Source organism: Brachybacterium sp. JB7 (assembly GCF_003335205.1).
GTDB lineage: Bacteria > Actinomycetota > Actinomycetes > Actinomycetales > Dermabacteraceae > Brachybacterium > Brachybacterium alimentarium.
The window spans coordinates 1-18359 of sequence record NZ_QPGN01000032.1; the positions used below are offsets into that span (position 1 = coordinate 1).

General features: G+C 71.0%; 15 protein-coding genes. 6 read left to right on the plus strand and 9 right to left on the minus strand.

All coding sequences use genetic code 11. The features are described 5' to 3' along the window. Nucleotides 1-168: 168 nt before the first annotated feature. A complete protein-coding gene (locus CIK81_RS17455; protein ID WP_114355976.1) occupies nucleotides 169-3687 on the minus strand; it encodes a glycosyltransferase family 2 protein in 3519 nt (1172 codons plus the stop codon). A gap of 12 nt (nucleotides 3688-3699) precedes the next feature. Further along, complete coding sequence (locus tag CIK81_RS18795; RefSeq protein ID WP_096163461.1) at nucleotides 3700-4032, minus strand: WhiB family transcriptional regulator; 333 nt, start codon at nucleotides 4030-4032, stop codon at nucleotides 3700-3702. Nucleotides 4033-4171: 139 nt separating this feature from the next. Between CIK81_RS18795 and cofE the strand changes: the two genes are divergently transcribed. Next, nucleotides 4172-5422, plus strand: a complete 1251-nt coding sequence (gene cofE / locus CIK81_RS17465) for a coenzyme F420-0:L-glutamate ligase (RefSeq protein ID WP_255411101.1) — start codon at nucleotides 4172-4174, stop codon at nucleotides 5420-5422. After that, entirely contained in the window at nucleotides 5419-6147 is a 729-nt protein-coding gene (locus CIK81_RS17470) for a TIGR03089 family protein (RefSeq protein ID WP_096163460.1), read from the plus strand. Before cofE ends, CIK81_RS17470 begins: the two co-directional genes overlap by 4 nt. 105 nt (nucleotides 6148-6252) lie before the next feature. Here CIK81_RS17470 and CIK81_RS17475 read toward each other — a convergent pair whose 3' ends face one another. From CIK81_RS17475 to CIK81_RS17500, 6 genes are all read right to left on the minus strand, one after another. Next, entirely contained in the window at nucleotides 6253-7023 is a 771-nt protein-coding gene (locus tag CIK81_RS17475; RefSeq protein WP_096163459.1) for an ABC transporter ATP-binding protein, read from the minus strand. 13 nt (nucleotides 7024-7036) lie between these two features. Then, nucleotides 7037-7972: an ABC transporter permease gene (locus CIK81_RS17480; protein WP_241964255.1), complete on the minus strand. Its 936-nt coding sequence runs from the start codon at nucleotides 7970-7972 to the stop codon at nucleotides 7037-7039. Continuing rightward, on the minus strand, nucleotides 7969-10092 hold the full coding sequence (locus tag CIK81_RS17485) for a glycosyltransferase (protein WP_096163458.1): 2124 nt from the start codon (nucleotides 10090-10092) through the stop codon (nucleotides 7969-7971). The genes CIK81_RS17480 and CIK81_RS17485 overlap by 4 nt, the downstream gene beginning before the upstream one ends. Nucleotides 10093-10148: 56 nt before the next feature. Beyond that, complete coding sequence (gene glf, locus CIK81_RS17490) at nucleotides 10149-11306, minus strand: UDP-galactopyranose mutase (protein WP_096163457.1); 1158 nt, start codon at nucleotides 11304-11306, stop codon at nucleotides 10149-10151. 113 nt (nucleotides 11307-11419) lie between these two features. Further along, on the minus strand, nucleotides 11420-12292 hold the full coding sequence (locus CIK81_RS17495) for a glycosyltransferase (RefSeq protein WP_241964256.1): 873 nt from the start codon (nucleotides 12290-12292) through the stop codon (nucleotides 11420-11422). Next, the gene (locus CIK81_RS17500; protein ID WP_096163455.1) at nucleotides 12289-13296 is read right to left on the minus strand and encodes a glycosyltransferase; all 1008 of its coding nucleotides are present in this window, start codon (nucleotides 13294-13296) and stop codon (nucleotides 12289-12291) included. The genes CIK81_RS17495 and CIK81_RS17500 overlap by 4 nt, the downstream gene beginning before the upstream one ends. Nucleotides 13297-13528: 232 nt before the next feature. Here CIK81_RS17500 and CIK81_RS17505 point away from each other — a divergent pair, with 232 nt between their 5' ends. Then, nucleotides 13529-14788 (plus strand): LCP family protein, encoded by a 1260-nt coding sequence (locus CIK81_RS17505; protein ID WP_241964257.1) that lies wholly within the window; start codon nucleotides 13529-13531, stop codon nucleotides 14786-14788. Between the two features lie 102 nt (nucleotides 14789-14890). On the opposite strand, the gene CIK81_RS17515 is transcribed toward CIK81_RS17505, so the two are convergent. Next, nucleotides 14891-15610 carry a glycosyltransferase family 2 protein gene (locus tag CIK81_RS17515; RefSeq protein ID WP_241964258.1) on the minus strand — a complete coding sequence of 240 codons (720 nt, stop codon included), beginning with the start codon at nucleotides 15608-15610 and terminating at the stop codon, nucleotides 14891-14893. A 170-nt stretch (nucleotides 15611-15780) separates the two neighbouring features. Between CIK81_RS17515 and CIK81_RS17520 the strand changes: the two genes are divergently transcribed. The 3 genes from CIK81_RS17520 to CIK81_RS17530 all read left to right on the plus strand — a co-directional run. Further along, nucleotides 15781-17106, plus strand: coding sequence for a nucleotide sugar dehydrogenase (locus CIK81_RS17520; RefSeq protein WP_096163453.1), 1326 nt, complete (start codon nucleotides 15781-15783; stop codon nucleotides 17104-17106). 5 nt (nucleotides 17107-17111) lie between these two features. Continuing rightward, on the plus strand, nucleotides 17112-17540 hold the full coding sequence (locus CIK81_RS17525; protein WP_114306408.1) for a DUF2304 domain-containing protein: 429 nt from the start codon (nucleotides 17112-17114) through the stop codon (nucleotides 17538-17540). Continuing rightward, on the plus strand, nucleotides 17537-18359 hold an 823-nt coding region (locus tag CIK81_RS17530), incomplete at its 3' end, for a DUF6541 family protein (protein WP_346218064.1). The genes CIK81_RS17525 and CIK81_RS17530, both read left to right, overlap by 4 nt.

An 18359-nucleotide genomic window follows, 5' to 3' on the forward strand; every position in this document is an offset into this window, starting at 1 on the left:
TCCCCGCCGGCTTCCGCGCCGGCCTTCGCGCCGTGCCGCGAGCCGTCGTCCGCGTCGCTCCCGGCACGCTGATCGTTCCCGGCACGCTGGGCGCGCTCGGGAGCCGGGCCCAGTCGGGACTGCGGCCCGTGGGCCGCCCCGGGATCCTGCGGGGTGGGGGTGTCGTCGTCAGCCATACATCTCCTCCGCATCCCGGCTGCGCGGCCGCCAGGGGATCGAGATCAGCGCGGTCAGGGCGAGCGCGGCTCCGAGCAGGATCTGCCAGACCAGGCGGGCGGGCTGCTCGCGATGGAGGTCGATCTCGCCCTCCGCGCCGGCGGGGACCTCGAAGCCCTGCGCCCAGCCGTCGACCGTGACCGGCGTGAGCTCCGCGCCGTCGAGCGTGGCGCGCCACTGCCCGTCGTCCCGTTCGGAGAGGATCACCGTGCGCTCCTGGTCCGACGCCGGGAGGTGACCGGAGGCATCGATGACGCCGCTGGACAGCGCCACAGGCTCCTCACCGCCGACGACGACGGCGCGAGGCGCCGATTCGATCACGCGCCACATGCCTCCGCGCGTCCCCTCGGTCACCTTCTCGAGCGTCGAGGAGGAATCCAGGGACGCCATCAGCGACGCCTGCTCCTCGACGTCCCCTTCGACGACGACATAGGCGATCGCGAGGGCCTCGGTGGTCTGCTCGACCTCGTCGGACCCGCTGGAGCCGGCGTCGGTGGAGAGCATCCGGGCGACGGCCTCGCGCAGGGCGTCGTCGGCCGGGTCGCCGTCGACGGTCTCGCCGGCTCGCGCGGTCTCCGCGCTGCGGGCATCGACGATGGCGGCGTGCTGGATCACGCTGTCGCCGCCGTGGACGACGAGCCGCGCCTGCACCGCTGCGTCGTCCTGCTGCTCGAGCACGAGGACGCGGGACCGGGCGTCGGTGCGGCCCTGGTCCGCGGCGGCGGCCGGGACCTCACCGCTCTCGGCACGGTCGAGGCGGAGCTGACCGGGCAGCAGCAGGGTCCACCCGGTCACCGTCACCACGCACACCGCGGCGACGAGTGCGCCGACCACGGCGGTGACCCCTCGGCGCACGCGACCATCCGTCTCGTCCCGGCGGGCGAACGCGTCGAAACTCGCCGCGGCACCGATCGAGAGGGCCAGCTGGACGGCGCTGACCAGAGCATGGACGGGGGGCGGTGCGAGCTGGTCGCCGTCGGCACCGAGCCCCGTGGCGCGGGTGACCAGCACCAGGACGAGGCCGACAGCGGCCATCAGCAGGCTGAACCGACCGGCACGACCGGCGTTGCCTGCCAGCAGCGGGGAGACGAGCGCGGCGAGGACCACCGGAGCCACCGGGAGCATCGGCAGCAGCAGCGCGGCAGTCGATCCCATCAGCGGCGCGAGCTGGTCCTGCAGACCCGGCGAGACGGGCCACAGGGAGAGCAGATCCGTGGTCGTGGCCCCGCCCTCGTGGGCGGGGACGCCGCCCACGGCGAGCAGGGTCTCCGGGTGGCCGAGATATACGGGGAGATAAGGGGCGTGCAGGGCCAGCGACGGCACCAGCACCCACAGCAGACGCAGTCGGCGACCGGGGACCGCTATCGCGATCAGCACCAGCGCGAGAGCGCTCAGCGGCACGAGCACCGGAGCCACGGCGCCGAGCACGAGCAGCAGCAGACCACCGGCGGCAGCCCCAGAGACGCTCGCCTGGGAGGCCTTGTGGGGCAGGCCCACGGCGCGGCCGACGGCGAGCGCGAGCAGCGGCAGCAGGGCGTGGACGAGCAGCAGGGGCCAGGCGCCGATGGCGAGGGCGGAGATCAGGGCGGGCGCAAGGGCCCATACGGTCGCGATCGTGAGGCGGGCGCCGACGGCACGGGTGATCGCGCCGGCCGCCCACCAGGCGGTGAGGGCGCTGAGCGGGACGGCGGCGACGATGACGGCTTCGACGAAGGAGGTCCCCGCGAGAGGCAAGGAACCCAGCAGTCTGACCAGCGGGTCACCGGGGCCGCGCTCCCCGAGGCCGCCGGGGACCCAGCTGGCCCAGGCGGCCTCCCAGCCGTCCTGCCAGGTCCGGGGCAGGGCGCGCAGCCCGGGCCCTACGAGCTCGCCCCGGCCGAACACCCCGCGCAGCGCGACCAGGCCGAGCACGGTCGAGACCAGGCCCACCAGCACGGTCCACATCACGTGCCGGCCGTAGTCGGCATCGTCGGCCCCATGGTGGGTACCGGCGATCCCCCAGGTCGTGCGGCGGATGCGGCGGGTGTGGTCATCGGTGGCGAACAGACGCGTCCAGGCATCTCCGAGTCGACGGCGGGCGCTGTCCCCGAGCGGCAGGTACAGCGGTGCGAGGCGTCCGCTCGGCACGCGCGCGCGGCGACGATCCGCTCGCCCGCGGGACAGCACCCTGGGCACCCGCGGCATCGCCGCCGCCCAGGCCCGCAGCTCCATCATGGCGCTGCGCGGCTGCGACGCCGCGATCGCACCGAGCATCCGCAGCAGTGTCGCGACGGGCAGCGCCACGAGCATGAGCAGCGCCATCAGCAGGGGACGATGCTTGAGCCGGAGCAGGATCTGCCCGGTGCGCTGCTCCTGCAGCCGTTCCAGACGAGGGCGCGTCGGGTGCGGGGAGAGCACTCGGGCGGCGGACTGCACCGCGACCCGCTCGCCGGAGCGCCAGATCCGTCGGCACAGGTCGATCTCGGCCCACGGCTCGGGAAGGTCGGAATCCAGCCCGCCCACCTCACGGAGGACCTCCTCGCGCACGAGCATGCCGGGCAGCGCGACGGCGAGGACGTCCTGGCGCCAGTCGGCCTGGCCCTGGTCGATCTCCCCCGGGTCGACACCGGTGATGATGCGCCCGCCGTGGGTCAGGGTGAGGCCGACGTCGACGAGCGCGTCGGCGCCGACTTGCGCATGGTCCTCCCACGGGACGCCGTCGTGCGCGGAGGGTGCGAGCACAGGACGCACGCGCTTCGCGCCGACAGCCCCGGTGTTCGGGGATTCCGCGGCCATCGTCAGCTGACGGTCCAGCGCATCCGGCTCGGGGGTCGCTCCGGCGACGACGAACCACAGCCAGCTCTCGCCGTCGGCGACCTGACCGATCCGGCGGCCGGGACGGTGGCGGTCCTCGCGCAGTCGCTGCGGGACCCGCGCCAGGTCCTCGGCCCGCTGGGTGCGCTCGCGTTCCACGATCGCGCTGTCCACTGCTCGGGCACGGCGGCCCGAGCGCCCGGAGGAGCGACGCTCCTGGCTGCTCACGACCTGCGCGCCGTGACGGTGCGCGTCGCCGCCGGTGGGGTCCGTGCCGCCGACGGCGGACTCGTCGGCGGAGGACTTATCAGCGGTGGACGCCTCGGCGGAGGAGCTGTCGCCGTCGGAGCCATCGCCGTCGGCGCCGTGGACGGGGCTGTTCTGCGCGGTCTCGTCGACCTGGGACCGTGCGCGACTCTCCAGCAGGTCCAGCGCCTCGCGGACCGCACCGGCGCGTCCGGCGCTCGCGGAGACTGTCTGGAGCTCGTCGAGACGCCCGTCGCCGACGTGCTGCTCGAGCACGCCGAGGGCGTCAGCGGAGAGTTCGGACGTGGCGACCGCTATCAGCTGGTCGGGGGGCCGGGTCTGCCCGGCCACGGCCTCGATGACGCCCTGAGGGGAACGTTCAGCAGCCGGCCCGCTCAGCAGGACGACAGCCGTGACGTGACGGGTGCTCACCGAGGAAGGATGTCAGACCGCCCGGCGCTTGAGCTTGCGACGCTCGCGCTCGGACAGACCGCCCCAGATGCCGAAACGCTCATCGTTCTCGAGGGCGTACTCGAGGCACTCTGCGCGGACCTCGCAGGACACGCACACCTTCTTCGCCTCGCGGGTGGAGCCGCCCTTCTCGGGGAAGAACGCCTCCGGATCCGTCTGCGCACACAGGGCGCGCTCCTGCCATGACAGCTCGGCATCGTCCTCGACGTCCTGCCACGAGAACCCGGTCTCGTTGACATCCTGACCGGCGAGATCGAGCAAGGACAGCTCTGCACGCGCGTCATCCTTGACGGGTTGCTCGTCCATCGTCACCTCTCCTTCCGCTGCGGGGACCACCGAAGGCCTGTTGCCGCTCTAAAATACACCCGTGTAGTTATGGCCCGTCAAGCGGGACCGGCGCGTCGCGGCCCCCAGCCGCACCGAATCACTGATCTGGGAGGATCCTGTGAGCATCGAGAAATCATCGCAGGTCCCACCGGGATCGGGCCTCGCCGACCCCCCGAGCACGCGACCAGGCACAGTCCAGGTCCTTCCCGTGACCGGGATCCCCGAGATCCGTCACGGCGACGACCTCGCCGCCATCCTCGCACCCTCTCTGCGCGCTCTCGAGGTGCGCGACCGCGATGTGCTGTGCATCTCGACCAAGATCGTCTCGAAGTCTCTCGGACTGCGGGTGGACCCCGCCGAGCGCGACGCCGCGATCGAGGCCGCCGCGGTGCGCACGGTGGCTCGCCGGCGCCACACCCGCGTGGTCACCTCGGTGGTCCAGATCCCCTCGGGCCCGGTGATGGCCGCCGCCGGCGTCGATTCCTCCAACGCTCCCGACGGCCCGCTGCTCCTGCCCGAGGACCCGGACGGCTGCGCCCTCGAGCTGCGCGATCGCCTGGTGACGATGCTCGGCATCCGCCTCGGCGTCCTCCTGACCGACACCTCCTCGCGGATCTGGCGCGTCGGCGTCGGCGACATCGCCCTGGGCGCCGCAGGGGTGGCCTCCCTGCAGGACCTGCGCGGGGGCACGGATGCCGACGGACGTGCGCTCACGGTGACCGTGCGGAACCTGGCCGACGAGCTGGCCGCGGCCTCCGACCTCGTGAAGGGGAAGGCCGGCGGCGTGCCGGCCGCGATCGTGCGCGGCGCCCCCGGGGCCACGACGGACGACGTGCCCGCTCGGGACCTCTCGCGCACCGGGGAGGATGACTGGTTCCGACGCCCCAGCCTGGAGTCGGTCTGGGTCGCCCTCGGCCTCACCGCCGCGCAGGAGCCGGTCGCCCGGATGTCCCCCGAGCCGGCCGCCGAGCGGATCGAGAGGGCGCTCACGGTCGCCGCGCTCCCCCGGAAGGACGAGACCGGCCGCGACGCCACGGCCCGTTGGGTGCCCGCAGCGCCCGAGGACGCCTCCCACGGGCGGACCGGAATCGCTTCCAACCCCGGCACCAGCACCACCGCCGGCACAGGCACAGGCGTGGGCACCAGCACTGGCACTGGCACTGGCACTGGCACTGGCACTGGCACTGGCACCAGCGGATCGGGCCGTATCCTGGTCACGCCCGCAGGGACGGGCCCCGACGCCTGGATCGCCGCCGGCGCCCTCGCCGAACGGATCCGGACGGCGCTGGGCGCGGAAGCCCTCGGGGCGCCGCTGCCCCTGCTGACTGTCGAGATCGTCCGTCCGGACGGTCAGGAGGACTCCCGATGACCCCCCAGACCAGCGTCCAGCTCCTCGCCGCCCTGGAGCGGACCGGACCCCAGCCCGCCCTCGCCTGGTACGGCGAGTCCTCGCGGATCGAGCTGTCCGGGCATGTGCTCGCGAACTGGGTGATCAAGTCGATCGGACACTTCCATGACGAGATCGCCCTGGAGCCGGGCGACGCCGTCGTGCTCGACCTGCCCCCGCACTGGAAGCGACTGGTCCTGGCCCTGGCCGCCTGGTCGCTCGGCGCCGAGGTCACCGTGCTGGACCGCGGGTCGGAGGGCGAGGACGGCCCGGAGGGCGGGGCTGCCGAGAGCTCACCGGCTCTGCCGCCGTCCCCTCGCGTCGTCGCCACCGACCGCCCGGACTCACCGCTCGCGGCGGACGCGGACGAGGTGCTCGCTGTGCAGCCCGTCTCCCTCGCGCCCCGGTTCGACGGCGAGCTCCCGCCGCTCGCTCACGACTGGGTGGGCGAGGTGCGCGCCCACCCCGATCAGCTCGGAGTCCCGCTGCCGGGCTGGAGCGGCCCCTCCCCGTCGGTGGAGCTCCCTCCGAGCGACCCGTCGGAGCCGTCGGCGGCTGCGCCGCCGCGTCTGCTCGCGCAGGAGGACGGACTCACCGCCGTGCCGAATGTCCTTGAGGCGCTGCTCGCCGGGGGCGGCATCGTCGCCCCGGCCGGCGCGGTGGATGAGCGCCGGGCTGCCGACGAATCGGTCACCGGGCGCGCCTGAGCGAGCTCGTTCGCCGCGAGTGCGGGCGGCGCCGCCGGATCAGTCCGCACGGACGGGCCTGCGCGGACCGGCCCCGCCCCGTGCCTCGGCCCACCAAATGCGAGGTCAGCTGGCGCGCAGCGTCGCGACCGCCTCGCGCGGATCGCCGTCGAAGACGACCTTCCCCGAGCGCATCACGACGATGCGGGTGCACAGCTTCTGGAGCATCTCCAGCTCGTGCGAGACGACCACCATCGTGCGGCCGGCGGCCTGCAGCTCCCGGATGCGTTCCAGGCACTTGCGCTGGAACGGCTCGTCGCCCACCGACAAGATCTCGTCGACCAGGAAGATGTCCGGCTCGGTGTGCACCGCGACCGAGAACGCCAGGCGCAGGAACATGCCCGAGCTGTAGTACTTCACGTCGGTGTCGATGAACTCCTCGATCTCGCTGAAGGCGACGATCTCGTCGAACTTGGCATCGATCTGCTCCCGGGTCATCCCGAGGATGGCCCCGTTGAGGTAGACGTTCTCGCGACCGGAGAGATCGGGATGGAACCCGGCACCGACCTCGATCAGACCCGCGACCCTGCCCCGCAGCAGCACCCGGCCGTGATCGGGGAACAGCACTCCGGAGATCGTCTTGAGCAGCGTGGACTTGCCGGAGCCGTTGAAACCGATCAGGCCCACGGTCTCCCCCGCATGCACCGTCAGGTCGACATCGTCCAGCGCCAGGAAGGTGTCCGCGAGCTTCTTCTTCTGCAGCGCGGAGAACACCAGCTCCTTGAGCGAGTGGTCGTGGCGCAGCGAGAACTGCTTGGACACGTGCTGGATGCGCACCATCTCGCGGTCGGTGGGGACCGCGGCGGATTCCGGAACATCCTTGAGGTTCGGGCTCATCGTTCTGCTCCCCTCACAGTTCCTGCGCGAAGCGCCGCTTGGAGCGCTCGAAGACGACCGTGCCGATGACGAAGGTGGCCACCGCGATCAGCAGTCCGGCCCACCACAGACCGAAGGGCTCGCCGGGCAGCACCAGCGACGGGTCCGCCGGGATCGCCTCGACCACCTCCGGCGAGAACCGCCAGAAGGCGACATGGAACAGCTCCACGACGATCGTGAGCGGATTGAGCTGGTACAGCCACCACCAGATCGTGCCGTCGATCGCCTCCTGGACCATCGAGATCCGGTAGAGAACCGGGGAGAGCCAGGTGGCCACCATGACGATGAGGTCCACGAAGTTCTCCACGTCCCGGAACGCGGCGTTCAGCGCGGCCGTGAGCATGCCCAGACCCATCGTGAAGATCACGAGGATCATCATGCCCAGCGCGAAGGCGACCAGTGCCGTGGGCGAGGGCAGCCAGCCGAACAGCAGCGCACCCACCACCAGCACCAGCAGCTGGGGCACGAAATGCACGAGGGCGACGATCATGCTGGACCAGGGGAACAGCTGACTGGGCAGATAGATCTTCGCGACCAGCGCGCCGTTGCCAGAGATCGATCTCGTGGCGTTGCCGAAGATCTCGCCGAAGAGATTGACCACCACGATGCCGCTGAACAGGTACACCGCATAGGCGGGGGTCGCCTTCGACAGCTGCAGGAACACGCCCAGCGCGATGTAGAAGACGATGAACTGCACCGCGGGCTTGACGTAGCTCCACAGCATGCCGAGCATGCTGCCGCGATAGCGCACCCGCAGCTCCTTGCGCACCAGCAGTCGCAGCAGGAAGCGCTCCCGGATCGGGTTCAGCCAGCCGGCGTCCTGACCGGGCGCCCTCCACCCCTGCGCCTGTTCGGCGCGGGTGGGGACCGTCAGGGCGTCCGGGCGGGAGGCGTCGCCGTGCTCGGTCACGCGGGCGAGCCTCCGGTGGTCGTGGCGCCTGCCCCGGAGGACCCGCTCTGCTCGGCGTCCTGAGCGCGCACCGGCGCGGGGTTCTCGGCGAAGGTCCGCTCCCACGCCTCGAAGGACGTGAGGTGCGCCGCGGCGCGACGGTAGGTGCTCTGCAGCTCGGGCCAGCGACGGTGGAGATCGAGGTGGGCACCGATGGCACCGGTGAGCATCTCGCGCACCTGGCGCGGATCGCGCTTGTACCAGGAGACCTGCGTGCCCTCGGCGTTGGAGACCAGGGCGCTGTCATAGGCGGACAGACGCCACCATTTGGCGTCGATGTGCGCGATCGCGGCCTGCGGGTTCTCCTCCGCCTGCGCCTTCGTCGGCTTCACCAGCTGCTTGGCGAGGGCCTTCACGGTCCACACCGGCAGCTTGAGGCGCCCGGGCTCGCTGAACGGCCTCCCCTTGCGGGGCGGCTTGTCAATCTGGACCGGTGGATACAGGTCCTGATCCTTCCGGGAGACCGCGTCGTCGAAGCCCGCGGCCATCCCCCGGATCTCGGGGAGCTTCGTGCCGATCGACGGGTGCAGCGCATCAGGCCCCTCGAGCACGTCGCGCTGGGCCATGAGGCGCCCGGCCTCGGTGTAGTACTGCATGGAGATCAGGTGCTTGACGTCCATGAACTGCGATTCCTTGATCACCCGGCCGCCGCGGCTGTACGGGGAGTGCAGCAGGGCGGTGATGATGCGGTTGCGCTCGTGGAAGTAGGCCTGCCAGCCCACCAGGTCGTCCTTGTCGACCCAGCTCATGTGCCACACGCCGGCGCCGGGCAGCGACACCGTCGGATAGCCCGCCTTCTTCGCGCGCAGGCCGTACTCGGCGTCGTCCCACTTGATGAACACCGGCAGGCTCAAGCCGATCGCCCGCACCGTCTCGGTGGGGATCAGGCAGCTCCACCAGCCGTTGTAGTCGACATCGGCACGGCGGTGCAGCCAGGGGGTCGACCGCAGCGGGTCCAGGGCGAAGTCGTGGCCCATCTCCGCGCCCGGATTCGCGAGCGCCGGCTGGATGCGCCAGGGATCGACGACCTCGCCGAACGTGTGCAGCACGCTGCGGTTGTTGAGGTCGAACATGTGGGCGCCGACGATCGTGGGCCGGGTCGCGAAGTCCGCGAAGGTGGTCATCCGGATCAGGGACTCGGCCTCGAGCACGATGTCGTCGTCGCAGTTGATCACGTAGGTCGAGGCACCGCCGGTCGAGGCCTCGTACATGCCGCGGGAGAAGCCGCCGGAGCCACCGATGTTGCCCTGCTCGATGATCTGCAGCTGCTCCCCGAGCGTCTCCTGCAACGGGTCGAGCTCGCCCGCATGATCACGCAGGCGATCCGAGCCCTGGTCGATCACGTACATGACGTCCAGCAGCTCGCGCAGGTCCGGATCCTCCGCGATCGTGCGGATGTTGTCCAGGCAGTACGGGACCTTGTTCATCGTCGTCATGCTGATCGAGAAGGTGCCGTCGGTGCGGGCGAGATCGGCGTCGGCCGTCCACTCCGCACCGAGGATCGTCAGCGGCTCCTGGCCGGCGTAGGCGTCGAACCAGTACCAGCCGCCGTCGCCGAAGGCGGTCAGCGGCAGATCGAAGACCTGGTCCGCGGGACCGCCCGAGACGTTGCGCGACTCCTGGCGCTGCAGCGTGCCACGGGCGGTGGATCGCATGACGATCAGGTGGCCGCTGCCGGCGGTGCGGATCGTCAGCCGGATCCGGCGCACCGGGGTCCAACGGCGCCAGTAGCTCGCCGGGAAGGCGTTGAAGTACGTGCCGAAGGACCGCATCGAGTGCGCGGGGATCCGGGCGGCATGGCGGTCGCTCAGCTCGCTGACGTCCACCTGCGCGGGACTGGCCCCGCGCGGCGAGCCGCCGGGATCCGCGATGTCACGGTCCGAGGCCCCACCCAGGCCGAAGGCTCCGCCGGTGGCGCCCGAACGGGCGTCCTCGGCCTCGATGTACAGAGGCACGATGTCCGGGGAGGCCTCGTACGGAAGGATCAGCCGCTGCAGCAGACGCTGCGGCGCGATCTCGGGAGTGCTGCCGGACTCTCGCGATGCGGTGGTGGCTGCGGTCTCGGCGGTGGCGGCGTTCATGATGCTCCTCGTCGGCGGTCTGCGGAGGCCCCGTGCTGCACGGCGGGGCGGTCTTCTCAGGCCCGCAGCAGGTCAGGCAGCTTGTTGTCGGCCATGGACAGGGCGGATCCGATGGCCATGTGCATGTCCAGGTACTGGTAGGTGCCCAGACGCCCGCCGAACAGGGTGCGCGGCTCGGCGTCGGCGAGCCGGCGATAGGCCTTCAGCCGCTCGCGATCGGTGCCGGAGTTGATCGGGTAGTACGGCTCGTCCCCCGAGTCCGCGAAGCGCGAGTACTCGCGCTGGATCAGCGTGCGGTCCTTGGGGTAGTCGCGCTCGGGGTGGAAGTGGCGCGGCTCGATGATCCGCGTGTAGGGGACCTCCTCGTCGGCGTAGTTCATCACCGAGGTGCCCTGGAAGTCGCCTACGTCGAGGTGCTCGGTCTCCAGGTCGATCGTGCGCCAGCCCAGCTCCCCGAGCTCGAAGTCGAAGTAGCGGTCCACGGGACCGGTGTACACCACCGGGATGTTCCCTCGGGTCGAGTCCTTGTTCAGCGGCTGGGAGGTGTCGAAGTAGTCGGTCTCCAGCTGGACCTCGATGTTCGGGTGGTCCGCCATCCGCTCGAGCCACGCGGTGTAGCCGTCGGTGGGCAGGCCCTCGAAGGTGTCGTTGAAGTACCGGTTGTTGTAGGTGTAGCGCACCGGGAGCCGCGAGATGATCGAGGCGGGCAGATCCTTGGGGTCCGTCTGCCACTGCTTGCCCGTGTAGTTCTTGATGAACGCCTCGTACAGCGGGCGGCCGATGAGGGAGATGCCCTTCTCGTCGAGGTTCTCCGGGTCGGTGCCCGCGAGCTCTCCGGCCTGCTCGGCGATCAGCTCGCGTGCCTCGTCGGGCGTGTACGCGGCGCGGAAGAACTGGTTCACGGTGCCGAGGTTGATCGGCATCGGGAACACCTCGCCCTGATGCGTCGTGTACACCTTGTGCTGGTAGCCGGTGAACGTCGTGAAGCGGTTGACGTACTCCCAGACCCGCTCGTTGGAGGTGTGGAAGAGGTGCGCACCGTACTTGTGGACCTCGATGCCCGTCTGCTCGTCGATCTCCGAGTAGGCGTTGCCGCCGACATGCGGGCGCCGATCGATGATGGTCACCTTGGCGCCGTGCTCGACGGCGGCTCGTTCGGCGATGGTCAGACCGAACAGGCCGGAACCCACGATCAGGAGGTCAGGAGTCGACACAGGCAATCCTTTCGAAGCGGGCAGTGGTCCACCGGGGAATCACAGTAGCCGAGCCTCGCAGGCCCGGCGCCGTTCTCAGGCCGCTGTCGGCGGGCACGACGAGGACGTCACACTCATGTCGAACTCTCGATGAACTTTCGGTAGCCGAATCGTCGCAGGCTCCCCGGTGCGAAGCGGTATGCGCCTCGGATCACGACGTTGCGCAGGAACTGGGTAGGGGTGGTGACCCGGTCGAGCACGAAGCGGCGCTGCAGCTGGAGGTCGCTCGCGTACAGCCGCCATCCCCCGCGGCGCGCGAACAGGTCCTGGTCCACGCGGTAGTCGACCACCACCTGCTCCAGATTGCCCATGCGGGCGCCCCCGAGCATCATCCGCTCCCACAGCCAGTAGTCCTCCAGCAGGGGCAGGTCCCGGTACCCGCCCACGGCGAGCGCGACCGCACGGCGCATCACCACGGCGGGATGGTGGAAGGGGCTGTGATGGGGCAGGTACTCGACGATCGCGTCGTGGGTCAGCGGCCGCTCGCGCAGCGGCCCGGTGCCCGGCGCGATGCGGTCGTCGAACTCGCGCATCGACCCGCCGAGCAGGTCCAGCGGGTCAGAGGGGTCATCCATCCGCGGGATCTGCAGGGCGAAGCGCTCGGGACGGCAGATGTCGTCCGCATCGGCGCGCGCGACCAGCTCGTACGGCGAGGCCTGCAGACCGTCCTGGAGAGCGGCGGCGACCCCCCGATGCGTGTCGTGGCGGAGCACCTGGGCCGGGCCGAAGGCTCCGTCGGCGACCCGAGCGACCAGCTCCTCGAGCGCGACCGGCAGCGGACCGTCGATCGTGAGGATCAGCCGGTCCGGGCGCAGCTGCTGGTCCACGGTGGCCGAGGAGATCGCCAGCTCGACCCGCTCCGGCAGGTCCTTTCCCCACATGGGCATGAGCACCGCGAACGGCGACGTGCCCGCCGCAGGCTCCGCTGCCCGGCGACGGCCGCTCACCGACCGGCCTTCCGCTCGATCGTGCGCACATCGGCGGCGGCCTCGCCATCGGCCGAGAGCACGTCCGCGGAGGGGCGCGGGCCGCGCCGCACCGCCGAGACCACGCCGTGCGCCCCGGCACCGATCAGGTCGCCGCGGTGGCGCGCCAGCTGCTTCGCCCAGCCGACGGCGGTGCTGCCTCCGTGGACCGCCTTCTCCCACACGCTGAAGGAATCGGTGCGCAGCAGGGCCCACAGGCGATTGCGCACGTCGTAGTAGAACCGGGATCCCGGGTTGCTCTGGGCGTTGCTGAACAGCACGGTGCGATGCTCGACGACCGACGAGGGCACCTGCAGCCCGCGCCCATGGCGGAGCAGTCGTCCGGTGTGCTCGAAATCGTCGGACCAGATGAAGTAGTCCGCGTAGGGCAGTCCGAGACGGCGCACGTCCTCGCCGTTGAGGAAGGCGGAGACGTAGCTGGCGGTGCGGATCGGGCGGCCGCCGGCGCGCGCCGCGTCCCGCTTCTCCTGCGCGCCGGCATCCAGGCGGGTGCGCTGGGTGTTCATGGGGTGGTCGCGGCCGTCGGTCCAGACGGCGCGGGAGCTCAGCACGCTCAACCGCACCGGCGAGGCCTCCAGGGCCTGCAGCAGGGCGGCGAGGGCACCAGGCCGCGGGATCGTGTCGTCGTCCATCACCCACACCCAGTCGGCGTCGTGCCGGACGAGGGCGCGGGCGATGCCGGCGGCGAAGCCGCCCGCTCCCCCGACGTTGCGGTGCAGGTGGACCACGTCGGCCGCGATCGCGTGCTCGTCGGCGACCGTGCCGCTCGCATCGCTCGAGGCGTTGTCGATCACCACGACGGCGTCGGGACGGCGCTCCTGGGCGGCGAGCGCATCGAGGCACTCCCCGAGCAGCTGCTCACGGTTGTAGGTGACGATGACGGCGACGACTCGTGCCGACGTCGCCTCGGGATGGGCTGACGAGGGATGCGGCATCGGGCCGGCGGCGGGTGCGGACTGGGTCATGGCGCCTCCTGCGGGTGGTGACGGCCGCCTGAGCGGCGCGGGCACCAGTGTACGGAGACCGCAGCAGGCTCCGGACTGCCGTGGATGGTCGCCCTGTGAAGGTTCGCAGGAGGTTCTGTCCATCCTGGTCGGGCAGGCCGCGCGGCCTCGTCGAGGGGGCCGCTCGGCCGCTACTCTGTCGGACGCCATACATCTCCGCGCCATCAGACCCATGGCCGGGAAGGAGACAGCCGTGAGCGATCAGCAGCCGCCGCGCTCCCCGCGCCCAGGAGGACCGCGCCGTCCTGCCGGTCATCGTGCACGCGCCGGAGGCAGCGCCCGGCAGGTGCCGCGGCGCTCGTCGGCGCCACGACCGGCCGCCGAGCCGACCCCCACCCGGGCGCTCCCGGTCTCCGAGGAGGCCCTGCCCCCTGCCGAGGACGCGCACCCGAGAGCAGGCAGCGTGCGTCATGTGCCCGGCGCAGCGCCGGCGGCCGCAGCCGGTCCTCACGGTGATCCCGCCGACCCGATGGGTCCTGTGGGTCCTGCGCCCGAGCGGCGCTCCCGCCGTCGCTCGCGCTTCCCGCGACCCGTCCGCCTGGGCGCGACGCTCCTGGTGCTCGTGCTGGTCGTCGTGGTGGGCTGGGGCGCCGGTCTGGTGCTCTGGGCCGACAGCCGGATCGAGCACGTCGACGCGCTCTCGGGCGCGGAGGACACTCCCGGCACCACCTATCTCATCGCGGGCTCGGACCGCCGCGGCGGCGAGGCGGTCAACGAGGACGGCACCGAGGGAGCCCGCACGGACACGATCATGCTGCTGCACAAGGCGCCCGGCGGGAACAGCTATCTGGTCTCGCTCCCCCGCGACACCCTCGTCGACATCCCCGGTCACGGCGGCTACAAGCTCAACGCCGCCTACTCCTTCGGCGGTGCACCGCTGCTGGTGGAGACCGTCGAGGAGTTCACGGGACTCACGATCGACCACTACGTAGAGATCGGGTTCGACGGGGTCTCCGGGATGGTCGACGCCGTCGATCACGTGAACCTGTGCATCGACCAGGACGTGGACGACGAGAAGTCCGGGCTGAAGATGGACGAGGGCTGCCACGACGTGGGCGGCGAACAGGCGCTGGCCTTCGTGCGCGCCCGCTACTTCGACCCCACGGCCGACATCGGACGCCAGCAGCGCCAGCAGCAGTTCGTCAGCTCGCTCATGAACCGGGTCAGCTCGCCGGGGGTGCTGCTGAACCCGATCAGCCAGGTCAAGCTCGCCGGTGCCGGCTCCGACTCGCTGGTGACCAGCGAGGGCACGGGGATCTTCCGGGTGGGCAGGATGGCGCTCACCGCGCGCAGCGCGATGGGCAGCGGGACGATGGTCATGCCGATCGAGGATCCCTCGTACCAGACCCAGAATTCCGGGGTCGCGGTCCTCACCGACGACGCCGACATCGCGCAGTTCTTCGAGTCGATCGCCGACGGCAGCGCCGAGCCCTCCGCACCCGACGAGGGCTGACGGGCTCTCAGCGGCTCAGGGGCCCAGCAGCTCAGCGGGCCACCGGCCAGCGGGCCAGCTGCTCAGCGGCTCAGCGGCTCAGCGGCTCAGCGGCTCAGCGGCTCAGCGGAAGAGCATGTCGATGACGATGTTCACGGAGTTCAGCATCGACTGCCCCTTCGAGCGCGAGTAGTCGGTGTAGAGGATGTGCACCGGGTGCTCGCGCACCGTGAAACGGTGCCGCCCGATCTCCTCGACGATCTCCGAGGCGTGCGCCATGCGGTTCTGCTCGATCGCGAGCTTCTCGCAGGCGTCGCGTCCGATCACGCGCAGACCGTTGTGCGCGTCGGTGAGCTTCACGCCGCTGGTGAGGTTGGTGTACCAGACGGCGCCGCGCAGCACCATGCGCTTGAGCAGGCCCGGCTTGGTGCGCTTGTCGAGGAAGCGCGAGCCCAGCACGATGTCCACGCCCTCGTCCTCGCGCATCGCGATCATCGAGGCCGCATCGTCGACCTGATGCTGACCATCCGAGTCGAACGTCACGACCTGGCGCATCGCCGGATCGCGCAGCGCGTAGTCGATGCCGGTCTTCAGCGCCGCGCCCTGCCCCATGTTGTAGGGGTGGCGCACCACCGCCGCACCGGCCTGCTCCGCGATGGCTGCGGAGCCGTCTGCACTGCCGTCGTCGACGGCGACCACGAGCGGGTAGCGAGTGCGCAGGTCACGGATCACATCGCCCACGACCTGGCCTTCGTTGAACAGAGGGACCACGAACCAGGTGGATGCTGCGCCTGGTGAGGTGACCTCGGCGTCGGGTTCGCGCAGGGGCTCGGGGGTGCTCACGGGCTCTCCTTCAGGGACTCGCGACAGGGGGCGTGGCATCGATGTCGAGGCGGCGCGTGACGACGCTCCGGAACAGCGGCCCACGATACTCTGTCACGGTGGGCCGCCAGTGGTGGTCATCATCGTGCACACGGTGCCCGCAGCGGCGCCGAACTAGGAGGAACCCCACCGTGAAGACTGCTGTCGTTGCCCTTGGGAAGATCGGACTGCCGCTGGCCGTGCAGTTCGCCGATGCCGGTCACGAGGTGACCGGAGTGGACACCAACCCCCGGCAGGTCGAGCTGATCAACCAGGCCACGGAGCCGTTCCCCGGCGAAGCGCACCTGCAGGAGAAGCTCTCCGAGCTGGTGCCAGCCGGGAAGCTGCGCGCGACCACCGACTACGCCGAGGCGATCCCGGACGCGGACGCGATCGTGATCGTGGTCCCCCTGTTCGTGAACGACGCCACCTGGGAGCCGGACTTCGGCTGGATGGACGCCGCGACCCGCTCGCTGGCCGAGCACATCACCCCGGGCACCCTGGTCTCCTACGAGACCACCCTGCCGGTGGGCACCCTGCGGGGCCGGTTCGTGCCGATGATCGAGGAGATCTCCGGGCTGAAGGAGTCCGTCGACTTCCATGCGGTGTTCTCCCCCGAGCGCGTCCTCACCGGGCGCGTGTTCGAGGACCTTCGCAAGTACCCCAAGCTGATCGGTGCGCTGACCGCCGAGGGCACGGCGAAGGCTCGTGAGTTCTACGAATCCGCGCTCCAGTTCGACGAGCGGCCCGATCTGCATCGCCCCAACGGCGTATGGGACCTGGGCACCCCGGAGGCCTCGGAGCTCGCGAAGCTCGCCGAGACCACCTACCGCGATGTGAACATCGGCCTGGCCAACGAGTTCGCCCTGTTCGCCCAGGACAACGGCATCGACGTCTACAAGGTCATCGAGGCCAGCAACTCGCAGCCCTACTCCCACATCCACCAGCCCGGTATCGCCGTGGGCGGGCACTGCATCCCCGTCTACCCGCGCCTGTACCTCTCCACCGATCCCAAGGCCGAGACGGTGCGCACCGCCCGCACCCTGAACGCCTCGGTCCCCGCGAAGCTCGTCGAGCGGGCCTCGAGCCTGCTGGGCGATCTGTCCGGGATGAAGGCCGTGGTGCTCGGCGCCTCGTACCGGACCGGGGTGAAGGAGACCGCGTTCTCGGGCGTGTTCCCCGTGGTCGAGGCGCTGCGCGAGCACGGCGCCGAGGTCGCGGTCCACGACACGTACTACGACGACGAGGAGCTCGCCGATTTCGGCTGGGCCCCGTACCACGTGGGCGAGGAGGCGGACCTGGTGATCGTGCAGACCAACCACGCCGAGTACAAGGACCTCACCGCCGCCGACGTCCCCGGCGTGAAGCTCGTCATCGACGGCCGCAACATCACCACCGCCGAGAACTGGACCGGGACCCCTCGCCTCGTCCTCGGCGACGGCTCCGCCTCCACCCACCAGCAGGCTGAGGAGGCCTGAGCCCTGTGGGTGAGCACGAGCTGATCGTCAGCCTCGGCCCCGCGCTCGGGGTCGAGAGCCGCACCTTCATCATCCAGCTCCTGCTGGTGCTGGGGATCGTCGGGATCATCGCCTGGCTGTTCATCAAGCGCGGCGCGAAGCAGCTCGCGGTGCGTCGCCTGCTGATCATCGCCTTCGCGTTCTTCGCCGTGGTGACGGTCCTGTTCCCGGGGATGCTCTCCCGCGTCGCGAACCTGGTGGGCGTGGGTCGTGGCGCCGATCTGCTGCTGTACGCCACCGTCCTGGTGCTGCTGGGCTTCCTCGCGCTGCAGGAGGCCCGCACCAAGGCGGCCGAGAAGCGGACGACGTATCTGGCCCGGCGCCTCGCCCTGGATGAGGCGCAGCCGCCGTCGCAGTACCGCGCCGCGGCGCTGCGCGACCGTCAGGACGGATGACCGCTCTGCTCGCCGCCCTCGCCCTGCTCGTCGCGATCCTCGTGGTCCTGGCCGCGGCGTACCTCCCCGGGTACGTCGCGGTCCGAGCCCTGGGCGGGTCGCGCCTGCTCTCCCTCGCGCTGGCCCCGGCGTTCGCGGCCGCGATCGCCGGGATCAGCGCGATCCTCGTCGCACCCCTGGGGCTTCGATGGTCGCTGCTCCCCTTCCTGCTGGGCAGTGCGGCGCTCGTGGCCCTCGCCTTCGGCCTGCGCCGGCTCGGCGCGCAGCTGCCCTCGACGATGCTGGACGGGCGGCTGATGCCCCGCCGTGCCGTCCCCTGGGGCGGAGCGTGGCTGGTGGGATCCGTGGCGATCGCCGTGGTCCCCATCGCGCTCCAGGCCGGCCGCCCGGGCGCCGTCCTCGAGCGCTGGGACGCGCTCTACCACCTCTCCGCGCTGGAGCGGATCCGCGAGGTCGGTGACGCCTCGAGCCTGCACGTCGGCTCGATCTCGAACACCTCCGGCGATCCCAGCTTCTACCCGGCCGCGTTCCATGCCCTCGCCGCCCTGGTGCCCTGGGGGCCCACTCCCGTCGTGCTCAACGGCGCCGTGCTGGCCCTGGCCGTGCTGCCCTGGATCCTGGGCATCGCGCTCCTGGCCCGTGTGCTGTTCCACGACGTCCCCTGGGCACCGTTCGCCGCGGGGATCACCGCAGCGCTGATCCCTGCGGCTCCGCTGGACCTCTGGGTCCACCTCTCCCCCACCCCCAACCTGTGCGGTTTCGCGGCGCTCGCCGTGGTGATGGGCAACCATGACGTCTCCGTCGCCTACGGGGAGACCA